Annotated in this window: 13 protein-coding genes; all 13 read right to left on the bottom strand. The window is 71.6% G+C overall.

What is annotated here, in order from left to right; all coding sequences use genetic code 11:
- Positions 1-3: 3 nt before the first annotated feature.
- The 13 genes from F0L46_RS03035 to F0L46_RS03095 all read right to left on the bottom strand — a co-directional run bounded on the left by F0L46_RS03035 (position 4) and on the right by F0L46_RS03095 (position 15,443).
- On the bottom strand, positions 4-837 hold the full coding sequence (locus F0L46_RS03035) for an urease accessory protein UreD (protein WP_240539836.1): 834 nt from the start codon (positions 835-837) through the stop codon (positions 4-6).
- A gap of 130 nt (positions 838-967) precedes the next feature.
- Positions 968-1,840 carry an SEL1-like repeat protein gene (locus tag F0L46_RS03040; protein WP_149815549.1) on the bottom strand — a complete coding sequence of 291 codons (873 nt, stop codon included), beginning with the start codon at positions 1,838-1,840 and terminating at the stop codon, positions 968-970.
- The gene (locus F0L46_RS03045; protein WP_188311828.1) at positions 1,837-2,964 is read right to left on the bottom strand and encodes a TAXI family TRAP transporter solute-binding subunit; all 1,128 of its coding nucleotides are present in this window, start codon (positions 2,962-2,964) and stop codon (positions 1,837-1,839) included. Before F0L46_RS03045 ends, F0L46_RS03040 begins: the two co-directional genes overlap by 4 nt.
- 248 nt (positions 2,965-3,212) lie before the next feature.
- Positions 3,213-3,698, bottom strand: a complete 486-nt coding sequence (locus F0L46_RS03050) for a nucleoside deaminase (RefSeq protein WP_149815551.1) — start codon at positions 3,696-3,698, stop codon at positions 3,213-3,215.
- Entirely contained in the window at positions 3,695-4,849 is a 1,155-nt protein-coding gene (gene xdhC, locus F0L46_RS03055; RefSeq protein WP_240539837.1) for a xanthine dehydrogenase accessory protein XdhC, read from the bottom strand. Before xdhC ends, F0L46_RS03050 begins: the two co-directional genes overlap by 4 nt.
- A complete protein-coding gene (gene xdhB / locus F0L46_RS03060; RefSeq protein ID WP_149815640.1) occupies positions 4,846-7,185 on the bottom strand; it encodes a xanthine dehydrogenase molybdopterin binding subunit in 2,340 nt (779 codons plus the stop codon). Before xdhB ends, xdhC begins: the two co-directional genes overlap by 4 nt.
- 13 nt (positions 7,186-7,198) lie before the next feature.
- The gene (xdhA, locus tag F0L46_RS03065; protein WP_149815552.1) at positions 7,199-8,677 is read right to left on the bottom strand and encodes a xanthine dehydrogenase small subunit; all 1,479 of its coding nucleotides are present in this window, start codon (positions 8,675-8,677) and stop codon (positions 7,199-7,201) included.
- Positions 8,678-8,848: 171 nt separating this feature from the next.
- Positions 8,849-10,546 (bottom strand): methyl-accepting chemotaxis protein, encoded by a 1,698-nt coding sequence (locus tag F0L46_RS03070; protein ID WP_149815553.1) that lies wholly within the window; start codon positions 10,544-10,546, stop codon positions 8,849-8,851.
- Between the two features lie 212 nt (positions 10,547-10,758).
- On the bottom strand, positions 10,759-11,655 hold the full coding sequence (locus F0L46_RS03075) for a PfkB family carbohydrate kinase (protein WP_149815554.1): 897 nt from the start codon (positions 11,653-11,655) through the stop codon (positions 10,759-10,761).
- A gap of 89 nt (positions 11,656-11,744) precedes the next feature.
- Positions 11,745-12,440 carry an ABC transporter ATP-binding protein gene (locus F0L46_RS03080; RefSeq protein WP_149815641.1) on the bottom strand — a complete coding sequence of 232 codons (696 nt, stop codon included), beginning with the start codon at positions 12,438-12,440 and terminating at the stop codon, positions 11,745-11,747.
- A 56-nt stretch (positions 12,441-12,496) separates the two neighbouring features.
- On the bottom strand, positions 12,497-13,243 hold the full coding sequence (locus F0L46_RS03085; protein ID WP_149815555.1) for an ABC transporter ATP-binding protein: 747 nt from the start codon (positions 13,241-13,243) through the stop codon (positions 12,497-12,499).
- Positions 13,240-14,508: a branched-chain amino acid ABC transporter permease gene (locus F0L46_RS03090; protein ID WP_149815556.1), complete on the bottom strand. Its 1,269-nt coding sequence runs from the start codon at positions 14,506-14,508 to the stop codon at positions 13,240-13,242. Before F0L46_RS03090 ends, F0L46_RS03085 begins: the two co-directional genes overlap by 4 nt.
- Positions 14,505-15,443 carry a branched-chain amino acid ABC transporter permease gene (locus tag F0L46_RS03095; RefSeq protein ID WP_149815557.1) on the bottom strand — a complete coding sequence of 313 codons (939 nt, stop codon included), beginning with the start codon at positions 15,441-15,443 and terminating at the stop codon, positions 14,505-14,507. The genes F0L46_RS03090 and F0L46_RS03095 overlap by 4 nt, the downstream gene beginning before the upstream one ends.
- Positions 15,444-15,449: the final 6 nt, after the last annotated feature.

Consider the following 15,449-nt stretch of genomic DNA (forward strand, 5'->3'; position numbering starts at 1 on the left):
GCCTCAGGTCTGCCAGGAGCGCGGCATCGGCGCGCCGCGGAAGGATTGCAGGACGCGGGCGAGATCCGCCCTCAGCGCCGCCGCGTCGTGATGGAGGAAGCGGGCGACGAGAAGCCCGTTCCAGGCGCTCGCTCCGCATTCGCTGGCGGCGCCCTCCAGCCTCTCGCGCAGGGCGTCGAGCCGCGCCTCGGCATCAGGCGCGACATGGAGCAGGACCGCCATGGCACGGGCGCCCGCACCGATCGCGGGCCGCGCCAATGCTGCGGCGACGTCGCCCTCCAGGCGCACGTCCTCGGCGAGGACGAGGCGCCCGCCCCGGCGGATGCGCCAGCGGTCGCGGAACGCCGCGTCGACGAGCGTTTCCCCCATAGCGGTGCGGCCGAAGACGGTGCTCTCCATGAGGGTGAGGGACGCGGACGGGCTCATGGCGACGTCGAGGGTGCGGGCGAAGCGCGCCCGGTCGAACAGGATCTGCTCCTGCGGCAGCCAGTCGAGCCGGCTGCCCGCCTCAAGATCGAGGCGGATCGCCACCTCGACGTCTGCGCCGCGCGACCGGTAGATCTTCTCGGCGGCCTGGGTCGTGAGGGTCGCGCCCGCGCCCTCCCCCACCCGGACGTCGATGCCGAGCCGGTCGCCGCCGGTCATGCCGCCGCCCGTGTTGATGAGCACGCCCTCGAGGCCGAGGACGGAGCGGGGAAATCGCACCCGGTAGCCGCCGCTCTCGGCGACCCGCATGGCGGCGGAGCCGCGGAGGCTGCGCTCGACCTCGATCCGCACGCCGCCCTGGGCCCGCACGAAGGCGGGCAGCGGCAGGCCAGGGACGGCGGGAGAGGTCATCAGCATCGGGGCGCAGGATCGCGCTGGCGCGCGCGAGGCGCAAGCGGCCTTGGCGCGTCGGCCTGCCCGAAACATAGGCAGACGCGCCGTCAGCGGAGCGCGGCACGCCGGAACCGGCGTGCCGGCAGGGTCAGCGGGCGCCCAGGCCCGCGAGGCGTGAGGCGGCCTCGGCGTCGCCGCGGGCCTGCGCCTGCCGGTAATAGTCCCGCGCCTTCTCGGGCGAGCCCTTGATGCCACGGGCGCCCCAGCGCTGGAGCACGCGCGGATCATACGTCTCCGCGAGGCGGAACGAGGCGCGGGCGCTGCCGCCGTCCGCCGCCCGCTCAAGGAAGAGACGGGCCGCGCTGATGTCGCCCTGCTCAAGCAGCGTCTCGGCGCGCTTCAAGGCCCGCTCGGCCTCCGCCGACGAGACCCGGGGCGCGGCGTCGACCGGGGCGGCCCGCTCGGGCGCGGGCGCCGGACGTTCCGGAACGGGCACGGGCGCAGGCGCGGGACGCTCCACGGCGGGGGGCGGCTCTGGCACGATCCGCGGCGGCTCCAGGCGCGCGACCTCCCGGGGCGCTGGCTCAGGGGGAGGAGCCGGCGCCGCGACCGGGGCCGCCACGGGCGCGGCGATCGCGACCGCCGGGTCGGCGGAGGCGGTCATGGTCTCGCGCAGGGCCCCCGTCACCACGGCCGGGCGGGCGTCGATCGTCTCGGCGAGCGACCGGGCCTCGGCCTTCGGCTCGCTCTTGAGTGCGACGGGTGAGCGGGTCGCGGGCGCCATCACCGCCACCTCGGGCGCGGGAGGCGCGACAAGGAGGTAGGCCGCGCCTCCGAGCACCGCGAGGCCGAGGCCCAGCGTCGCCACGAGCGGCACGATGGACTTGCGCCGCCGCATCAGCGGGTTCTGGCCGCGCAGGTCGTTCGCCGGGCGCGGGTGGGAAAGGAAGCGCGGCATCGACTCGATGTCGAGGTCGGCCTCGCTCTCCCACTCACCCTGGGGATCGGGCCGGGCGCTCACCGGGTCGCCCTCGCGCCGGCGCGGCTGTTCTGCCAGGCCACGAATTCCTCGAAGAGCTTCTGGCGCTCGGTGGGGCTCGCCTTCACGTCACGGGACTCCAGGAAGGCCTCGAAGGCGGGATCGGGTTTCTTGGCGGCCGCGGAGGTGGAGCGGTCAATCCAGTCCTGCGCGCCCTTGAAGCGCTTCCAGCCCGGCACCGTGGCGGCGAGGTTCACCTCCTGCCACTTCGGATGGCGGCCGGGCTTCAGGAACTCGTCGAAGCGCGAGAAGAACGCCTCGACGAAGCGTTGGACGCGCTTGTTGCGCTCCGTGCCCTCGGGCCAGCCATAGACGGCGAGGATGCTGCCCACCGCGAGCGTGTCGACGGCGCCGCCGCGCTCGATGAGACCCGGATAGTCCTTGTCGGCGAGACGCGCCGGCAGGTAGAGCTCGGAGAGCGACTCCTCGAAGGGGATCGAGAGGAGCTTGAAGCGGCCGTCGCTCTTGAACTCCGCCACGGCGCGAACCGGGCGGCCCGAGACGAACACGGCGGCGTCGATCTCGCCCGAGGCGAGCTTCTCGAAGGCCGCGCCCTGGTCCACCGTCTCGAAGGCGGGCTTCACCCCGAGGCGCTCGAACACGATGCGCGAGGTGAGGTTCGTGCCGCTGCCCGCCACGTCGATGTTCACCTTGCGGCCGCCGAGCTGGCGGATGTCGCCGATGTCGCGCCGGGCGATGACGTGGATCTCCTCGTTGTAGAGGCGGGCGATGTATTCGAGCTGGCGCTTGCCCTCGCCGGCCTCGGCGCCCAGCGACTCGCGGGCGTCCATCTGGACGATGCCGATGTCCACCCCCTTGAGGAAGAGCAGGTCGCGGATGTTCTGGGCCGAGCCGCGGCCGATGATCGGCAGGACGCGAAGGTTCTCGCCGTTGTCGAGGACGTTGGCCATCTCGGCGGCGATGCGCACATAGGTGCCGTTCACGCCGCCCGAGATCACCGACACGACGCCGGCATTCATCTTGTCGGCGGACTGCGTGGCCGCCTGAGCGGGCTTGGCGGGGCGGGCGGAGGTTTGGGCTTGCGCCACGCCAAAACCGGACCACGTGGCGAGCGCGGTCAGGGCGACGACCAGGACATGTCTCATCGAAATTCCCCCGTCGGATCGAAGCTTTGCAGCCCGCGTCTTGGTTGGGCCTGCTTCAACCACAAATTCGCAATCGGAACGAGGGGACGTTACGTCAATCCCCATGGTTATTCTGTGGCAATTTCCCCGGCCGATTATGGCGCGGGTCTTTGGTTCCGATTTGAATATGTGGCAGGCTGTCGCAGGCGCATGCTCCAACCGCAAAAGCAGTAGTTGTCCGTAAAGGGGTTTTCGGATGGGGCGCCACGCTAGTATGCGACCCGGTCCGCCTTCCTCAGCCAATCGGCGAAGACGCCGCCAGCCTCGTCGCTCGGGGCGTGGGTCATGGGGATCAGGCGGTCGTGGGGCTGCTTGGGGATCTCGTCGTAGATGAGCTTGTCATCGAAGCCGATCGCCGCCGCGTCGTCGCGGGTGTTGGCGTAGACGATGCGCGAGACGCGAGCCCAATAGGCGGAGGCGAGGCACATGGGGCAGGGCTCGCAGCTGGTGTAGAGCGTCGCGCCATCAAGCGAGAAGTCGCCCGCTGCTTGGCACGCCTGGCGGATCGCCACCACCTCGGCATGGGCGGTGGGGTCCTTGGCTGACGTGACCTGGTTCCAGCCCTCGGCCAGCACGCGCCCGTCGCGCACCACCACGGCGCCGAACGGCCCGCCCTCCCCCTGCTCCATGTGCTGGCGGGAGAGCGCGACGGCATGGGCGAGGTGACGGCGGTCGTCGGGAGAGAGATCGGTCATGCGGGGGTTCTAGCGGGTTCGGCGGCCTCGGGCGAGGGGTGCCGCGATCCGGTCCCCCGCTCGCGCGCGATCAGAAGCTGCGCCGCGATGGAGGCCGCGATGATAGCGGGCTCCTTGCCCTCGATTCCCGGCACGCCGATGGGGCAGGCCAGCGCCGCGATGCGCTCCGGGGGGATTGCAAGCTCGCGCAGGCGCCGCTCGAAGCGGGCGCGCTTGGTGGCGCTGCCGATGAGGCCGACGAAGGGGAGATCGGGCCGCTTCAACGCGTCCGCCGTGATGGCGAGGTCGAGGGCGTGCTCGTGGGTCATCACGAGCACGAAGGCGCCCGGGGGAGCGGCGGCGATCTCAGGCGCGGGATCGCGGGGGCTCACGGGCGTCACGGTGCCCGGCATCGCGGCCGGGAAGGCGTTCGCACGAGAGTCGATCCAGCGGATCCGGAAAGGGAGCGGCGCGAGGGCCAGCACAAGGGCGCGGCCCACATGGCCGGCGCCGAACAGCAGAAGAGTCGTCCGATCCTCCCCAAGCCGCTCCGTCCAGACGGGCGGGCCCCTCTCCCCGCGCGCGGGGAGAGGGGCGAAGCCCCCCTCGTCGGGGGCCGAGGCGAGGGCGGCAGCCCGAGGGTGAGGGGGCCTGGACGGACGAGCTCCATTCTGAGGCGCCCCCTCACCCCCGCCCTGCGGGCTTGCTCCGCCCCCGGCGAGGGGGGCGGAACCCTCTCCCCGCGCGCGGGGAGAGGTGATCGCGGCGACCGTTCGAGCCACCCTCCCCTGCTCGTCGAGGCGGCAGGCCACCTCGAACGATCCCTCGGCCTCCCCTGCCGCCAAGGTGTCGACCTGCGCCAGATCCCGCGCATCGAACGTCTCGATCAGGAGCCGCACCCGTCCGCCGCAGCATTGGCCGAGATCGGGCCCCAGCGCGTGGTCGGTGAAACGGGCCGGGCCGCGTCCGGCCTCGAGCGCGCGCCGGGCGAGGTCGAGCGCCTCCCATTCGAAGCGGCCGCCGCCGATAGTGCCGTGAAAGGCGCCGTCCGGGCGCACGACCATGCGGGCCCCGGCGTCGCGGGGCGCCGAGCCCCGCGCCTCGTGGACCCCCACCAGCGCCGCGGCGCCATGGGCGCGCACGATCTCGGCCAGGCGGCCCCAGACGATCACCCCAGCGGCCTTCCGCGCATGGCCTCGCAGGCGCGCAGCACCGCCTCCGGGGTGGCGGGCGCGTCGAGCGGCACGGGGCGGGTCGGGTCGAGGGCCCGCACCGCGTCGGTGAGCGCGCAGAACACGCTGTTCGCCAGCATGATCGGCGGCTCTCCCACCGCCTTGGAGCGGTAGATCGTCTCCTCGCGGTTGGTGTTGGGATAGAGCGCGACGCGGAAGTCGGCGGGCACGTCCGAGGCGACGGGGATCTTGTAGGTGGAGGGCGCGTGCGTCCGCAGCCGCCCCTCCCCGTCGAAGACGAGCTCCTCCGTGGTGAGCCAGCCCATGCCCTGCACGAACCCGCCCTCGATCTGACCGATGTCGATCGCCGGGTTCAGGGACCGGCCGCAATCGTGCAGGATGTCGACCCGGGTCACCCGGTACTCGCCCGTGAGCGTGTCGACCGCGACCTCGGCGCAGGCCGCCCCATAGGCGAAGTAGAGGAAGGGCCGGCCGGTGCCCTTCGCCCGGTCCCAGGTGATCTTCGGCGTCTTGTAGAAGCCGGCTTCCGAGAGCTGGACCCGCGACTGCACGCAGCGCTTCGCGAGCTCGCCGAAATCGAGGCTCTCGTTGCCCGCGAAGACCCGGTCGTCGCGGAACACGACCTCGTCCTCGGGCACCCCGAAGGTCTCCGCCGCATGGGCTGCCATCCGCCGCCGGATCGCGCCCGCCGCGATGCGGGCCGCCATGCCGTTGAGGTCGGTGCCCGAGGACGCGGCGGTGGGGGCGGTGTTGGGGACCTTGGCGGTGGTCGTGGCGGTGATGCGCACGCGCTCGATGGCGATGCCGAACTCCTCGGCCACCACCTGCGCCACCTTGAGATAGAGCCCCTGCCCCATCTCGGTGCCGCCGTGGTTCAGGTGCACGGAGCCGTCCTGGTAGACGTGGACGAGGGCGCCGGCCTGGTTGAGGTGGGTCAGCGTGAAGCTGATGCCGAACTTCACGGGCGTCAGCGCGAGTCCCCGCTTGATCACGGGCGAACCCGCGTTGAAGGCGCGGATCGCCTCCCGGCGCGTGCGATAGTCGCTGGAGCGCTCCAGGCTCCGCATCAGGGCCGGCAGGGTGTCGGTCTCCTCGACGCTCATGCCATAGGGCGTCACGTCGCGGCCGGGCGCATAGAGGTTGGCGTAGCGCACGTCGAGGGGGTCGCGGCCCATGGCCCAGGCGACCTGGTCCAGGACGTGCTCGATCACGAGCATGCCCTGCGGCCCGCCGAAACCGCGGAAAGCCGTGTTCGACACCGTGTTGGTCTTCAGCCGTTTCGAGCCGATGCGCACGTCCGGCATGAAATAGGCGTTGTCGGAGTGGAACATCGTCCGGTCGACCACGCCGTTCGACAGGTCGGCCGAGTAGCCGCAGCGGGCCAGGTGATCGACCTCGTAGCCGAGGATGCGCCCGGTCTCGTCGGTGCCGATCCGCCAGTCGGAGCGGAAGTCGTGGCGCTTGCCCGTGAGCTTGAAGTCGTCGTCGCGGTCGAGGCGCAGCTTGCACGGCCGGCCGGTGATGCGGGCGGCGAGCGCGGCCGTCGCCGCCCACTGCGTCGCCTGGCTCTCCTTGCCGCCGAAGCCCCCGCCCATGCGCCGCACCTCGCAGGTCACGAAGGCGTCGGGGATGTCGAGCACGCGGGCCACCACGTGCTGCACCTCCGTGGGGTGCTGCGTCGAGGAATAGACGTGGACGTCGCCCTCCTCGCCCGGAATCGCGAGCGCCACCTGGCCTTCGAGATAGAAGTGCTCCTGGCCGCCGACCCGCAGCGAGCCCTCCAGCCGCACGGGCGCGCCCGCGATGACCGAGGCGGCGTCGCCGCGACCGAAGGAATAGTCAGGCAGGACGCTCTCGCCCCGCTCCAGCGCGTCCTCCACCGTGACCCTCGGCGCCTCGTGCAGGGTCTCGACGCGGGCGAGCGTCGCGGCCCGGCGTGCCGCGTCCCGGGTGGTGGCCACCACCGCGAACAGGGCCTGGCCGTGGAAGCTGATCTCGTCGGCGGCGAACATCGGATCGTCGCCGAAGGCGGGCGACACGTCGTTCTTGCCGGGGATGTCGGCGGCGGTGAGCACCCGCACCACGCCCGGCGCGGCGCGCACCGCGTCGAGATCGAGGGCGACGAGCCGGCCCCGGGCGCGGGGCGACTGGCCGATGGCGACGTGGAGCGTGCCCTCGGGCTCGCGGATGTCGTCGATATATTGCGCGAGCCCCGTAACGTGGCGCTTGGCCGAATCGTGGGGCAAGGGCTGGCGGACATGGCGCAGGGGCGCCTCGTCGGGGGGAAGCGGGGTGGCCGGCAGGGGCTTCGACATCTCGTTCACGCGATCACTCCGCAGCCTGGAGCGCGGGACGTTCGCCGACGAGGCGGGTCTCGTCGGTGCGGCCGGTGGCGAGCTCGTGGAGTGCCTTGGCGAGGAGGTTGCGGGCGACCGTGCGGCGATAGGCGGCCGAGGCGCGGTGGTCGTCGAGGGGCTGGAAATCCGCAGCCAGCGCCGCGAAGGCCGGCTCCCATGAGGCGGGATCGTCGAGGGAGACGCCGACGAGCATGGCCTCCGTCTCCGGCGCGCGCTTCGGGGTCGCCGCCATGCCGCCATAAGCGACGCGCGCCGACGCGATGCGGCGACCGACGAGGGCCAGGCGGAAGGCGCCCATGACGGCGGAGATGTCCTCGTCGAAGCGCTTGGAGACCTTGAAGCAGCGGAACGCGTCGCCTGCGCCGAGACGGTTCACGCTGACCCGCCGGACGAACTCGCCGGGCTCCCGGTCCTGCTTGCGATAGGCGAGGAAGAACTCCTCCAGAGGCAGCGCACGGACGCGGTCCCCCTTGCGCAGCTCCAGCGCAGCGCCGAGCGCGATGAGGGCCGGCGCGAGGTCGCCGATGGGCGAGCCGTTGGCGATGTTGCCGCCGACCGTCCCCGACGCCCGCACCTGGACCGAGCCGAAGCGGCGCATCAGCTCGCCCATGTCAGGGTCGAGGGCGCCTAAGGAGGCGTGCGCGGCGCTGTGGGTCGCGGTGGCGCCAATGGTCAGGGCCTCCGGGCCCGCCTCGATTGCATCGAGCCCGGCGACGCGCCCGAGCCAGATCACTTTGTCGATGGCGGCCATGCCCTTGGTGATCCACAGGCCGACATCCGTGCAGCCGGCGACGAGCGTGGCGTCCGGATGGCGGGCATAGAGTGCGGCGAGTGCGTCCTCGCTCGCGGGCGCGGCGAAAAAGCGGGTGTCGTCGCCGACGAAGATGTCGGCTCCGTCGGCGATCCCCTCCAGGTCGGCCCGGATGGTCTCGCTCTCGGCGAGAAAGCGGTCGGCGGGCGGGCCCTCGCAGGCCGCGAGCGCGGCATCGACGATGGGGCGGTAACCCGTACAGCGGCACAGGTTGCCCGCCAGGCAATCGTTGACGGCCTCGCGCGTCACGGGGCGCTCCGCCTCGCGATAGAGGGTATAGAGGCTCATGACGATGCCTGGCGTGCAGAAGCCGCACTGGGAGCCGTGATGCTCGACCATGGCAGCCTGGACCGGGTGCAGCACGCCGTCGGCCGCGAGGTCCTCCACGCTCACCACGTCGGCGCCGTCGACCTGGCCGAGCAGGAGAATGCAAGCGTTGACAGGCTCGTAGACCACGCGCCCGTCGCGCACCCGGCCGAGCGCCACGGTGCAGGCGCCGCAATCGCCCTCGGCGCAGCCCTCCTTGGTGCCGACGCTGCGCTCGGTGAGCCTGAGATAATCCAGAAGAAGCGTCCGAGGGGAAAAGTCCCGCACCTCGACGATACGTCCGCGCCGGCGAAACCTGATCGCCTGCCTCATGATGTCCCCGCCTGCCCTCAAGGCCCCTCCCGGGCCGATCTGCGGGCTAACATGGCGGGATTTTGTGCATTCGCCAACGGGCGTGATGGCGCGGGGGGCTATTCGGACCCCGTTCTGGCCCGGAACGTAGGATCCCGCTCCCCGCGTGGCAGGGAGCGGGAAGGTCGGTCGTCAGGCCGCGACGCGCGCCAGGAAGCGCTCGACCTCGGCTTCCAGGCGGCCCGCCACGCCGTCCAGCGAGTGCGCGGCGTCGCTCACCGCGTGGGCGGCCTCCGTGGTGCGCTGGGCGGCGTCCGCGACAGTGGAGAGGTCGCGGGCCATGGAGTCGGTGCCGTGCGCGGCCTCCGAGACGTTGCGGGAGATCTCAGCCGTGGCGGCGCCCTGTTGCTGCATGGCGGCCGCGATCGCGCCCGTGGCGCCGTTGATGTCGCGCACCCGCTCGGTGATCTGGCGGATGGCGCCCACCGCGCCGCCCGTGGAGGACTGCACCTGGCCGATCTGGCGGGCGATCTCCTCGGTCGCCTTGGCGGTCTGGGTCGCCAGCGTCTTCACCTCGGAGGCGACGACCGCGAAGCCCTTGCCGGCCTCACCAGCGCGCGCCGCCTCGATGGTGGCGTTGAGCGCCAGCAGGTTCGTCTGGTCGGCGATGGAGCGGATGAGCTCCACCACGTCGCCGATGCGCTGGGCCGACTCGGCAAGCCCAGTGATCTCCTGGCTCGCGGCGGTGGCGTCGCTCAGGCCCCGCTCGGCGAGGTCCTTCGCGCGGTCGAGCTGCGCCCCGATCTCGGCGATGGAGGCCGAGAGCTCCTCGGCGGCGCTCGCCACGGTGGCGACGTTGGCGGAGGTCTCCTGCGAGCCCTGCGAGGCGGCCGCGACCGCGCCGCTCGCCTCGACGGAGAGGCCCGTGAGCGACTCGGCCCGGCGCGCCATGCCGGCGGCGCCCTGGGTGAGATCGCCGAGGGCAAGGCGGACGGCTTCGCGGAAGGAGGTCACGGCGCCGTCGAGGGCTTCGCGGCGGCGACGCTCGCCGGCGGCCGAGCCCTGGCGCTCCTCTTCCAGCATCCGGGCGTGGGCGCTGGTCTCGCGCAGGGTCTCGAGGGCGCGGGCCACCTGGCCGATCTCGTCGCCGCGCTCGCGGTAGAGGATCTCGCCGTCGAGGTCGCCCCGGGCGAGATCCGCCACGCGGGCCGACATCACCGTGAGCGGCCGGGCCATGCGGAGCGCCATGACGCACGCCGCGAGGCACGCGACGAGGATGATCGCGCCCGCGGCCAGCGCGATGGCGAGCAGCGCCGAGTGCTTGGCGGCGGCGAGCTCCTCGCTCGGCAGGCCGACGAAGAGGACGCCCGACACCTGGCCCGCCGTGAAGACGGGCTGGTAGATCGTGTAATAGGCGCGCCCGAATAGGGTCGCGGCGCCGGCAAAGGTCTCGCCGCGCCGCAGCACGGCCTGCGCCGGGTGATCGGCGGCAAGCTGGGTGCCCACCGCGCGCTCGCCGTTCTCCTTCTTCACGTTGGTGGAGCGGCGGACGAACTGGCTCTTCTCCTTGTCGAAGGTGAAGATCGTCGCCACGCCGCCGCCGAGCGCCACGGCCCGGTCGACCACCGTGTGGTCCTCGAAGGCGGCGAGGGACGGGCTCTCGACCCGGCCGACATTCATGCCGTTCAGGGGCACCTTGGCACCGGAGACCCGGTCGCCGAATGTGATGGCGAGGGCGCGCAGCAGCGCGGTGGCGTTCTCCTGCTCGTTCGCCTCGATCTGGCGGCCCATCTCGCGGGCGGCCATGAGGCCCGTGCCGGTCGCGGCGGCGATCACGGCGAAGGCGACGAGGGCGACGATCTTCTGGACGAGGCTGAGCTTGCGCAACATGTCTGACCTGCGGGGGGAGCGACTTCTGAAACGTTACTTAGACGAGAAAGCTGAATCATTCGTATTGCAGGTGACGTAACGTCATGTACCGCGCCTGAATGCGCAGGACGGTGCGGCCTCTTCTTGAGGATCTCTGAATTTCAAAGCTCGAATGACTTGGCGAAACGTCTGTTTCTACACCCGACGGCAGGACCGGCGGTTGCAGATCGACCTTACTCGGCGTGGGCCAGGAAGGTTTCGACCTCCGTCCGCCCCGGCGCGCCGTCGCGCCCACCGAAACGGGTGCACTTGAGGGCCGCCGCCGCGCTCGCGAAGCGGATCGCCTCTGCCTCGTCCGCGCCCTCAGCGAGGCGCACCGTGAAGGCGCCGTGCCAGGTGTCGCCGGCACCGAGCGTGTCGACCACGGGTACCCGGAAGGCCGGGCGATGCGCGATCTCCCCGTCCCGCCACCAGAACACGCCCTCGTCGCCGTTGGTGACGGCGATCCAGGTGCCGGGCCTGGGCCCGAACGCGCGCAGCGCCCGGCGAGCGTCGCCCTCCCCCGTGAGGTCACGCAGGCCCTGGAGGCTGAAGGCGACGTGGGTCGCGAGGTCCACGAGCCCCGGCACGACGGTTGGGGCCCGGTCACCGTCGAGCACGGCCGGCTTCCCGGCCGCCCGCGCGAGCCGGAAGAGATGCGCCGAGCCCTCCTGCCAGCGGGTGTCGCCGAGAACCCCGTCGATCCCGGCGGGAAGCGTGGAGGGGAGCCAGTCGGTGTCGCGCGGCAGGGCCGGATCGGCGTGGGAGATGATCATGCGCTCGCCCGCCCCGTCGACGAGGATCGCGGAGAGGGGCGAGCGGTGACCCGGGAGGAGACGGAGGCCGTCCGTGTCCACGCCCTCGCGGGACAGCCCCTCGCGGATCTGATGCCCGATCGGGTCGTCGCCGAGGGTGGCGAAGAGCCCGACCCGCGCGCCCAGCCGCGCCATGGCGACCGCAGCGTTCGCCGCCGTGCCCCCGCCCGTGACGGCGAGATCCGTCGCCCGGTACTTCTCGGCCCGCGAGGGCATCGCGTCGAGCCGGAAGATCTGATCGAGGGTGGCGATGCCGGCGCAGAGGATGTTTGGCATGGGGGCGTCGTGGGATCTTTGGGGCCTCGCGATCTTGGCACGGGTCGAGGCCCGCGCACCATCCGCCCGTCGAGGCGGGAGCGCCGCCCCTAGACTTCCAGCCACTCCCGGCGCACCCCGTCGTTCGCCCGCAGCTCCGCCGGGGTGCCCTCGAAGACGATGCGGCCGTGGCCCATGACGTAGACGCGGTGCGAGATGTCGAGGGCGATGGAGAGCTTCTGCTCGACGAGGAGGATCGCGACGCCCGCCCGCGCGATCTCGGCGATGAGGTCGCCGACCTGGCGGACGATGAGCGGCGCCAGGCCCTCGGTGGGCTCGTCGATCATCATGAGGTCGGGGTCGCCCATGAGGGTGCGGCAGATGGTGAGCATCTGCTTCTCGCCCCCGGAGAGCACGCCGGCCGGGCTGTCGGCGCGCCGGGCGAGGTTGGGGAACATGTCGAGCATCTGCTCCAGGCGCCATTTGCCCGGACGACGCGGGTTCTTGACTCCGAGCTGGAGGTTCTGGCGCACCGTGAGGTAGGGAAACACGTCCCGGTGCTCGGGCACGTAGCCGAGGCCCAGCCGTGCGATGCGGTGGTTCGGCAGGCCGGCGATCCAGTGGCCCTTGAAGCGGATGGCGCCGCGCGGCGGCACCTCGCCCATCACGGCCTTGACGAGGGTCGAGCGGCCCACCCCGTTGCGCCCGAGCAGGCTCACCACCTCGCCCGCGCCCACATCGAGATCCACGCCCTGGAGGATGTGGCTCTTGCCGTAATAGGCGTGGAGGTCGCGGATCTCCAGCATGGCCTCCCCGGAAGCGCGCCTTGCGGGCGGCGTCGCGATGGTGTCGGCGAGTGCGCTCATGCCGCCTCCTCGCCGAGATAGGCCTCGCGCACCCGCGGGTCGCCGCGGATCTCGGCCGGGGTGCCGGTGGCGATGACCTCGCCATAGACGAGAACCGAGATGCGGTCGGCGAGCCCGAACACCACGCCCATGTCGTGCTCCACGATGAGGAGCGTGCGCCCCTCCGTGACCCGGCGGATGAGGTCGACGGCCCGGTCCGTTTCAGCCCGGCTCATGCCGGCGGTGGGCTCGTCGAGAAGGATGACCCGCGCGCCGCCCGCGATGGTGACGCCGATCTCCAGGGCGCGCTGGTCGGCATAGGACAGGAGCCCGGCCGGGGTCTCGCGGGCATGATCCAGGCCGATGAGGTGCAGCACCTCACGCGAGCGCTCGGCCGCGTCCTTGAGGGCGGCGGCCGAGCGCCAGAGCGTGTAGCGGTAGCCGAGGCTCCACAGCACGGCGCAGCGCAGGTTCTCGTAGACGCTCATGTTGTGGAAGATGTTCGTGACCTGGAAGGAGCGCGACAGCCCCCGCCGGTTGATCTCGTAGGGCGGCCGGCCGGAGATGCGCTCGCCGCCCAGCATCACCTCGCCGGAGGTGGGCGGGAAGGCGCCGGAGATCAGGTTGAACAGGGTCGACTTGCCGGCGCCGTTCGGGCCGATGACGGCGTGGCGCTCGCCCGCCGGCACCGCGAGGTCGACGCCGCGGATGATGTCGGCCGACCCGAAGCTCTTGCGCAGGGCCCGCAGCTCGAGATCGCTCATGCGGGTCTCGCCGTGTCGCCGTCGTGTCCGCGCCGCGTCAGAAGGCGCAAGAGCCCGGCGCCGAGGCTCACCAGCGCAATGCCAATGATCCAGCCCATGGCGTCGCCCGGCCGGAGCGTCAGCCCCGCGAGCCGGAGCGCCCCGCCGCCATGGGCCCGGAACGCAAGCTCCACCAGGAGGACGATGCCCGCCGCGAGCACCGCGAAGGCGAGCGCGCCGGAGGCCCAGGCGGGCGCGCGCTCGCGCCAGTCGCCCCGCCGCACCGCCCTTGCGCCGCCCTCCACCATGGAGGCGAGGCCGCCGGGGGCGAACATCACGAGGCCCATGAAGAGCAGGCCGACATAAAGCTGCCAACCCTCGGTGTAGTCCGAGAGCATGGATTGCATGAGCACGATGAGGACTGCGCCGAGGATCGGGCCATAGAAGGCGCCCAAGCCCCCGATGAAGGCCATGAGCAGCACGTTGCCCGACGTCAGCGCGCCGAAGATCTGAGGGGTGAGGATCTCGTAGTTCACCGCCGCCATCCCGCCCGCGAGCCCCGCGAACCCTGAGGCCACCATGAACACGAGATAGCGCACCCGCTGCGGATCGTAGCCGATGAAGGGCACCCGGTCGGGATTGTCGCGCACGGCGAGCGACAGGCGCCCGAGCGGCGTGCGGGTGAAGGCCCACATGGCGAGCGCCGCGGCGAAGACCCAGAAGGCGATGAACCAATAGACGCCGCCCTGCGGCCCGAGATCGAGCCCGAACAGCATCGGCCCCACCACCCGGTCGCCCTTGATCCCCTCCTCGCCGCCGAACACGGTGACGAACATCAGCCCCGCCGCCGCGATGAGCTCGCCGATGCCGAGCGTGATCATGGCGAAGGGCGTGCCCGCGCGGCGGCAGATCGGCCAGCCCAAAACCGCGCCGGCAAGCAGGCCCGCCGCGAAGCCGACGAGGGGCAGGAGGAAGACGGGGACGGGCAGCGCCAGCTTGTCGATCGCCACCATCATGTGCATGGCCGCGAAGCCGCCAAGCCCGAACCACACCGCATGGCCGAAGGAGAGCATCCCGCCCTGGCCGAGCAGCATGTTGTAGGACAGGGCGAAGACCACGTTGATGCCGATGGCGTTCATGATCGTGAAGCCCGTGCGCGACGGGAACACGAAGGGCAGCGCGAGGAGGATCGCGGCGCCAAGGAGCCAGGGCGCCACCGCCGCGAGCGGCGAGGAGCGGACCCCGACGGGGCGCATGGCGGGGAGCGCGCGGTCGATCGCCGTCATGTCTCGCGCGCTCCCATGAGGCCGCGGGGGCGGAAGATCAGGATGAGGACGAGGAGCAGGAAGGGCAGCATCGGGGCGATCTGCGCGAGCGTGATCCCCGTGAGCTCGCCGTGCGGCGCCACCGGAATGCCCACGAGGCGCAGCAGGTCGCCGATGGAGGCGCCGACCGCGATGGCGAAGGTCTGGAGCATGCCGATGAGGAGCGAGGCCACGAAGGCCCCCGTGAGCGAGCCCATGCCGCCGACCACCACCACGACGAAGACGATGGGCCCGAGCGAGTGCGCCATTCCGGGCTCGGTGACGAGGATCGCCCCGCCGATGACGCCCGCGAGGCCTGCAAGCGCGCAGCCGATGCCGAACACGGTCATGAAGATGAGCGGCACGTTGTGCCCGAGATGCCCGACCATGTGAGGATGGGTCAGGGCCGCCTGGATCATCAGCCCCGCCCGCGTGCGCTTCAAGAGCAGCCAGAGCACCCCGAACATCAGGAGCGCGACCACCATCATGAAGACGCGGAAGGCCGGATAGGTGGTCTCGAACAGGGTGAAGATCGGCTGCGAGAGCACGTCCGGCACCCGGTAGGGCACCGGCTGCTTGCCCCAGAACAGCTTCACGATCTCCTCGATGAGGTAGGCGAGCCCGAAGGTGAACAGGAGCTCGGCCACGTGGCCGTTGGCGTGGACGGGGCGCAGGCCGTAGCGCTCTACCAGGGCGCCCGCGACGCCGACCAGGACGGGGGCGAGGAACAAAGCCGGCCAGAACCCGATCTGCCCGCCCATGGCATAGGCGAGATAGGCGCCCAGCATGTAGAAGCTCGCATGGGCGAAGTTGAGCACGCCCATCATCGAGAAGATGAGGGTGAGCCCGCTCGACAGCATGAACAGGAGCAGCCCGTAGAGGAGCCCGTTCAAAAGGGAGAAGACGACGACTTCCATCCAGGA

It is taken from the genome of Salinarimonas soli (genome assembly GCF_008386575.1).
In the GTDB taxonomy this organism is placed as follows: domain Bacteria; phylum Pseudomonadota; class Alphaproteobacteria; order Rhizobiales; family Beijerinckiaceae; genus Salinarimonas_A; species Salinarimonas_A soli.